Source organism: SAR324 cluster bacterium, assembly GCA_029245725.1.
In the GTDB taxonomy this organism is placed as follows: Bacteria; SAR324; SAR324; order SAR324; family NAC60-12; genus JCVI-SCAAA005.
Genome location: JAQWOT010000301.1, coordinates 1 through 7,420, shown reverse-complemented (window position 1 = coordinate 7,420; position 7,420 = coordinate 1). Strand labels below are relative to the sequence as shown.

Here is a 7,420-nt window from a genome sequence, read left to right as displayed (position 1 = left end):
CCCTATGCCTTGGATCATCAATACTTGGAGCGAGTCTACGCAGGTGTTCTAGGAAAAATCATTGGAGTCTACCTGGGAAGGCCCTTTGAGGGTTGGGAGTATGACCAGATTTCCAGTCAATTGGGAGATATCAACTACTATGTTCATGAGAGGTTAAACGTGCCCTTGATTGTCACAGATGATGATATCTCCGGAACCTTTACCTTCATCAGAGCTTTGGAAGATTACGGTTACTCCAAGGACATCACCCCAGCTCAGATTGGTCATACCTGGCTGAATTACATCATTGACCGCAAGGCGATTCTCTGGTGGGGAGGAATGGGCAACTCCACCGAACACACTGCATTTCTGCGGCTTAAGCAAGGAATTGAAGCACCTCAAAGTGGTTCGATGGAACTCAACAGCAAGGTGGTGGCAGAACAGATTGGAGCCCAGATTTTTATTGATGGTTGGGCGATGGTTGCTCCTGGTGATCCTGAGCTTGCTGCAGATTTTGCCAAACGAGCCGGTAGTGTGAGCCACGATGGAGAGGCGATTTACGGTGCACAGGTGATCGCAGCGCTGGAGTCTCAAGCCTTTGTAGAGAAAGATCGACAAGCTCTAATTGATGTTGCAGTGTCATTAATCCCAAAAGATAGTTTGATCCAGCGAATGATTGCAGATTTGCGGGAACTGCATTCTCGAGAACCTGATTGGCGGAAGGCGTTTGATTTTCTGTCTAAGCACTATGGCTATGATACTTATGGGGGCAACTGCCACATGATCCCCAATCATGGTTTGATCATCTTCTCGTTTCTCTATGGAGATGACGATTTTCAAAAAACCATGATGATCGTCAACACTCTGGGTTGGGACACGGACTGCAACGCAGGAAATCTTGGGTGTCTCATGGGAATCAAGAATGGCTTGGAGGGTATCAACCGGGGACCAGATTGGCGAAGTCCAGTTGCTGACAAACTGTATTTGCCTACGGCGGATGGTGGTCGTTCAATCAGCGATGCAGCAGCAGAAGCGGTCTATCTTGCGAATGCGGGAAGGCAACTTCATGGTCTTTCACCAACCTATCCCAAGGATGGAGCCCGTTTCCATTTTGAATTGCCTGGTTCGGTTCAGGGTTTTGCCTGTGAAGAATCGATCGTTTCAACTGGCGCTGCTACCGTTGCCAACTTAGAGGGCCATAGCGTTAGTGGGTCTCGCTCCCTGGAGATTCGCTTCAAAGCGCTGGCAAGAGGACGTACTGCTCGCGTCGAGACGCCAACCTTTTCGCCTTCTGCAGAGATCTCCACTTATTTCACCAAGAGGGGCTACTCTCTGCTGGCTAGTCCCACCCTCTACAGTGGACAAACGATTCAGGCTCGTATCGTTGCCGACGAGAACAATCTGACTCCCGTGAAGGGTTCTCTGTACATCAAACACTATAATGAACTTGATGAATTCACCCTGGTTTCAAGTGAAATAGTTGAGTTTCCAGCCGGTAGGCTTCATGTGTTCGAATGGAAAGTACCTGACACTCGTTGCTATCCGATCGCCTTCGTTGGCATTCAATTGGAAGGTGAATATGGTGAAACTGGCACGGTCTATCTTGATTTTCTGGACTGGACAGGTGAACCGAAAATTCAACTGAATCGACCCACTGAACGCGTGGTGTCAAGGCTGAATCGTGACAAAGGACCCCTCATGTGGAAATCAGCTTGGGTGGATGGTTTGGATGGCAACGAACGCTTAACACAAATAGACTACTGTCCAGAGCCGTATCGTCTGATTCAGAACGTTGGCCGTGGACTACTGATGCAGGGCACCCGGGAATGGAAAAATTATAGAGTGACCGCTCGAATGATTCCTCATATGTGTGAAGCTGGAGGTCTTGGAATTCGTGTGCAAGGAATGACACGCTATTATGCACTGCTGATCTCACAAGATGGAGCTCGTCTCATGAGAAGTCATGAAGGCAAGGACACGATCCTGGCTTCCTGTAGCCGGAGTTGGAAATTGGGTCATCAGTATGAGCTCACGCTGCAGGCTGTTGGGAACAAACTCACTGCGTGGATCAACCAGGAAAGGATTCTAGAAGTGGAAGATGCCGAGGGCTACTATCCCTCTGGTGCAATGGCTTTGATCTCTCAGGTGGGTCGAATCGGTTGTGATTTTGTCGAGGTACAACCCGCAGTGGACTAAGATTCAAATGGTTTTTTCATAGAGGTGTTTTACCAAAGCTGGATAAGCTGGGCTTTAGACTGCCAAGCTAGAAGTGTTTTAGCTTTTTAATTTTGGAGAAAGTCAATGCTGCAGAAGTTGCTGAAACCCTATCAACAATATGGAAATTTGCATTATGGTGAAGGAGTGACAGAACTAGCTCACGCTCTGCAGGCAGCACAGTTGGCTCAAGAAGCTAGGGAAGATGAATCCATGATCGCTGCTGCCTTACTGCATGACTATGGACACCTAGTCCATGGCCTTGGCGAAAACATTGTGGAGCAGGGAGTTGATGCCAATCATGAAACGGAGGGTGCTAACGCACTAGAAAAATGGTTTCCGACTAGCGTCACGGAACCGATTCGCTGGCATGTAGCCGCCAAGCGCTATCTCTGTGCTACCGAACGCGGCTACTTTGACCAGCTCTCTCCTGCCTCGGTTCTCAGTCTTCAGTTACAGGGTGGACCAATGAATCCTGAAGAGTTAGAGGAGTTCTCTGCAAGACCTTTTTCGGAAGAAGCTGTTCGTTTGCGACGATATGATGATCAAGCGAAGAGCCCATCAGCTAATCCGCCTGATTTGTCCCACTATCATTTTCTCCTGAAGAAGCTCCTTATGAAGTGATTGGATAGTTTGAACAATTACTCATCAGTGTGTCCGATTGGGAGCACTAATCTAATCCTTTGCTGAAATCAGTTTAATCTCGATTGTGAAAACGAAGCTTCTCAAAAATGAAGAACGTTACCAGTCAATAGAGATTGTGAAAACTGATTCCAAGTTGCCGATTTGCAGGTGATAACAATTTACGAAAGGGCGCAGAGCATGAGAGTTGTTTCATACAATATTCAGTACTGCAAGGGGCGCGATGGCGAGATTGATCCCCAGCGAGTCGTCGAGGCAGTTCAGGAAGCCGATATTATTGGATTTCAAGAAGTCGATAAAGCAGCGGCACGGACAGGTTTTATCGACCAGCCACAAGTCCTGGGGGATGGTTTCTCAGATTATTTCTGGGTATATGGGCCAACAGTGGATGCGCTGTCACGACATCATCCAAGGGGGAATGAGCGGCGTCAGTTTGGCAATATGATTGTTTCTCGCTGGCCAATCGTCCAATCCAGAAATTTGCTCTACACCCCGAGAATGGGAGGAGCCAATCACCTCTCTGTACAACTGGGATTGTTGGAAACTGTGATCATCACACCCGATGGTCCACTTCGCGCCTATTGTACGCATCTTCATCACCTCTCTCCCGTGCTGCGTTTAAAACAAATCGAACAACTGAAGCAGCATTCCCTGGAAGCACCCTTCGAAGGTTCCGTGATTTCTGGTTCGGCAGGACAAGACTGGTCGGAGGGGATTGATGAACACGAGGTGCCGTTCGATGCTCTCTTTTTTGGTGACTTTAATTTAAAGCCTGGAAGCCCCGAGTATGAGGCGCTTGTGGGAACACCTCATCCCCATGATCCAAGTTCCAGGCTACTGACAATTGATGGCTTGGCAGATACCTGGGTTCTGGCCGGGAATAAAGAAGAAGATGGTGTGTCCTTGATTCGAGACTTCAACACAGGAGCTGGGCTGCGCATTGATTATGTTTTTGTGACTGCCAAACTATCTCAGAAAGTTGTAGGGGCATGGATTGATAGTGAGGCCGTGGCATCAGATCACCAACCCTATTGGGTAGAGTTTGTAAGCCCATTGTTTGATTGAGATTTACTTTAGGCTGGATCTCGCGAAGCCAGCAACCACCCATTTCTGGCAACCAATGTAGATCATGATCAACGGTAAGGTTGCCAAAAATGATCCAGCCAGCAAGACCGTCCACTGTGATTCATACTGCCCCACAAAATCTAAAAGAAACTGAGGAAGGGTTCTCACCTCTGGAGAACTGTTGAAGATTACCGGCCGCAAGACCTCATCCCAGTTGGCAATAAAGGCGACCAGAAAGAGGCTTGCCAGGGCAGGGGCACCAAAAGGCACGTAGATATCCTTGAAGATGCCAAAAGAGCTTGCTCCGTCCAGAATGGCAGCTTCTTCGATTTCAAAAGGGATGCTCTTGAAGAATTCCGTCATCATCAGGGTGCCGAAGGCTCCGACGAAAAAGGAGGGTACGATCAACGGCAGTAAGGTGTCCAGCCATCCGAGTTGCCGAAAAAGTAAGAACTCTGGTATCAGGGTTACTTCAGTCGGAAAGAACATGGTGCTTAGCAAGAGTACATAAATCGCTGTGAAAACTCGGTTACGTAGATTTGCAAAGACAAATCCCGCCATTGAACAGGTGATTAACTGTCCAAATGCTGCCAGAGTTGCCACCAGCATCGAGTTCAGTACCGCTCCCAAAAAACCTGCTTTGTCAAACACCGCCGCAAAATTCACGAAAGGTGTTCCAGCCATCAAAAGGTCAGGCACAAGACTTGGGGGCAGTCGGAACAATTCTCTTCCTGACTTCATTGCAGTGATTACCATCCACAACAGTGGAAAGAGGGTGACAACCGCATAAGCGAGCAATCCCAGATAGATCAACAGCACTGAGACAGAACGGGAATTCATACTTTTCGTTGTTGTAAACGATAGTGCAACAAGGAAATCCCACCGACAATCAAACACAACACCCAGCTCTGGGCAGACGCCAGCCCCATGTCGAAGTGGACAAAGGCGTTCTGGTAAATGGCATATCCAAGTGTCGTGGAGGCGTTGTTAGGGCCTCCATTGGTCAGAGAGATAGTTGCTTCGAAGGTTTTTGCCGAGTTGATCATGGCAATCAACACAACGAAGAACGTCATTGGAGCCAACTGGGGCAAAATGATGTCCCGGACGATGGCAAAGCGGTTCGCTCCATCCAACTTTGCAGCTTCAATCAGGGTTCGATCAATTGTCTGGAGACCTGCTAGAAACAAGACCATATAGAATCCTGTGTCCTTCCAGACCATCACTACTGCAACAGAGATTAGAGCAACATTTGGATTACTGAGCCAGGCTATGGGATCAGAGAGATGCAGCCAGGAAAGGAAGGCGTTGAGAATGCCGAAACGGGTGGCAAACATCCATTTCCAACTGATCGCTACGGCCACTGTGGCAGTAATGAAGGGCAGAAAATAGAGAGTCCGGAAAAAGACCACACCCTTGATGCCTGTATCTACCAATAAGGCTAGAGCAAATCCCAGAATCGTTGCCAGGGGAACATAGACCAAGGCATACTGGAGAGTATTCAGCAGCACCTTGACTCCCAATGGCGAGGTCAAAGCCTGAATGTAGTTATTTAGACCAACGAATTCAGGAACACCAATGATGTTCCAGTCTGTGAAGCTGATCAGGAAGGAAGCGAGAATCGGAAACAACCGGAAGCAAACTAATCCGATTGTACAGGGCAAGATCATCCACCAGGCAATGCGCAGGTGATGACGTTGAACCGCATTCATTCGAGGGTATCAAAGGAAGAGCAGGAGATCCTTGAGGACACTCCTGCCAAAGTGAAAAGTCAGCTCAGTTTCCAGCAAGTACAGAGTTACCATATTCGACAAAGGCATCGACGGCGTCCTGCAGGCTCTTGCGGCCATTCAATACCTCATCCAACTCACCGTTCATCCCACCACCAGCCGAGGCTGCGTAGCCACGCCACTTGCTCCAGTTTGGCGTAAAGGAAGTTGTGGTCTGTCCGAGGCCGATCTCCAGAATGACTTCCTTGTTCTTGGGATATTGATCTCTCTCCAACCAAGCTTCACTTTCAGCGATTGGACGATAGGCAGGCACTTTTCCTCCACCAAAATTCTCAACTTTGTTACCTGGTCCGGTCATGTGCTCAATGAACTTCCAAGACAAGTCACGCTGTTTGCTGGTAGGTGCAACAGACATCATGTCAGACCAGGCGTAACCAACAGCATTTCCTTTACTGGCAGAGGGCCCCATCGGGATTTGTGAAATTCCGAATGAGAAATCTGGTCCAGCAGTTTTTCGTACACCATCAATGTTCCAAGAACCATCTACCCACATGGCTGCCATTCCCATTGGGAAAACATCTTGTTGTCGAATCCCATCCATCATTTCTGGCTTTGGAGCGACCTCGTGCACATTTGCCAGATCAGTCACAAATTGAAGAGCTTCCAAGGCAGCTGCATTAGGTTCTAACTTCGTTCGATCCGCATTGAGCAGACGGCCACCATTGCGAAATACCCAGGGTTCAATGTGTGCGTATCTCCCATAAACCCAGTAACCATATTGATCTGGAGTGCCATCGTTGTTGGTGTCCAACGTAAGTGCTTTGGCTGCCTTCAGGAAATCATCATACCTCCAATTGGAGTTTGGATATTCAAGACCAGCCGCATCGAACATCTTAGTGTTGTAGTAAAGTACTGGTGCAACCCAGTTCTTCGGAAAGGAGTAAACCCCACCAGCAAGTCGAGCCACTGAAATAGCTCCACCATACCACTCTGCTTCCTTGATTCCTGAAACTTTGTCGGCAATGTTGTCGATCTGACCATCTGCTTGCCAGGACTGAATAAATCCGGAGGACATCCAGAATACATCAGGCAGGTCACTGGCTGCTGCCAACGCTGAGAGTCGAGGCCAATAATCCTTGGGAGGCATGGCGCTAGATTCTACCTTAACTCCAGGATTGGCTGCTTCAAAGGCGGCGATCATCGGCTGTTCTAATTCCAGTTCGGAATCTGACCAGGCCATGTACTTTAACACTGTTTCAGACTGGGCAAGCACCTGTCCAACCAAAATAGCCGAACTTACAGAGAGAGCAGCAAAGATCTTCAGTAGTTTCTTCATCAGTTCCTCTTGAAGTGAATTTTGGACTACACAAATCTTGAGATTTGGGAAAAGAATAGAAAAACCTGCACCGGTAGGTGCCAAGGGATCCAACTTCCTTGAAAATCACTATCCTTCCAAAGCGGTCGAACGGACCATGCTTCAATGAAAGCACAAAGTCAACATTTCAAAACTTACTCAAATTGTAGATTCAATTGATTGGCTCGTGAGGGCTTCACCGTCTCCTAAAGTCTAGAAGCAATAAGCTATTGCAAGCCCTCGCGACTGCCGCCATCCCAGGGGTGTGTGTAGGGAGGAACAGAAAGCAAGAGCGGGGATTTTGTGGCACGACGGCTGGTTGTGGCTTGGCTGACACTGCCTGTCTCCAGAAATTCAATCGCTGCTTGAAGCAGGGTGTCATCATCAGGGGTAGCTGGCAGCACAGTACTGAGGGAATAATCTGGACTGACTCCTAGGT

Annotated in this window: 7 protein-coding genes; 3 read left to right on the top strand and 4 right to left on the bottom strand. The window is 48.4% G+C overall.

Features of this window, described 5'->3' with window-relative positions:
• Positions 1–9 precede the first annotated feature (9 nt).
• From P8O70_16155 to P8O70_16145, 3 genes are all read left to right on the top strand, one after another.
• Positions 10–2,175 (top strand): ADP-ribosylglycohydrolase family protein, encoded by a 2,166-nt coding sequence (locus P8O70_16155; protein ID MDG2198376.1) that lies wholly within the window; start codon positions 10–12, stop codon positions 2,173–2,175.
• Between the two features lie 105 nt (positions 2,176–2,280).
• Positions 2,281–2,817, top strand: coding sequence for an HD domain-containing protein (locus P8O70_16150; protein ID MDG2198375.1), 537 nt, complete (start codon positions 2,281–2,283; stop codon positions 2,815–2,817).
• A gap of 198 nt (positions 2,818–3,015) precedes the next feature.
• On the top strand, positions 3,016–3,900 hold the full coding sequence (locus tag P8O70_16145; protein ID MDG2198374.1) for an endonuclease/exonuclease/phosphatase family protein: 885 nt from the start codon (positions 3,016–3,018) through the stop codon (positions 3,898–3,900).
• A 3-nt stretch (positions 3,901–3,903) separates the two neighbouring features.
• Here the strand turns inward: P8O70_16145 and P8O70_16140 are convergent, their stop codons facing one another.
• From P8O70_16140 to P8O70_16125, 4 genes are all read right to left on the bottom strand, one after another.
• Positions 3,904–4,740, bottom strand: a complete 837-nt coding sequence (locus P8O70_16140) for a carbohydrate ABC transporter permease (protein ID MDG2198373.1) — start codon at positions 4,738–4,740, stop codon at positions 3,904–3,906.
• Positions 4,737–5,609, bottom strand: coding sequence for a sugar ABC transporter permease (locus tag P8O70_16135; GenBank protein MDG2198372.1), 873 nt, complete (start codon positions 5,607–5,609; stop codon positions 4,737–4,739). The genes P8O70_16140 and P8O70_16135 overlap by 4 nt, the downstream gene beginning before the upstream one ends.
• A gap of 64 nt (positions 5,610–5,673) precedes the next feature.
• Positions 5,674–6,963, bottom strand: coding sequence for a sugar ABC transporter substrate-binding protein (locus P8O70_16130; protein ID MDG2198371.1), 1,290 nt, complete (start codon positions 6,961–6,963; stop codon positions 5,674–5,676).
• Positions 6,964–7,208: 245 nt separating this feature from the next.
• The coding region (locus tag P8O70_16125; protein MDG2198370.1) for a hypothetical protein at positions 7,209–7,420 on the bottom strand (212 nt) is incomplete at its 5' end.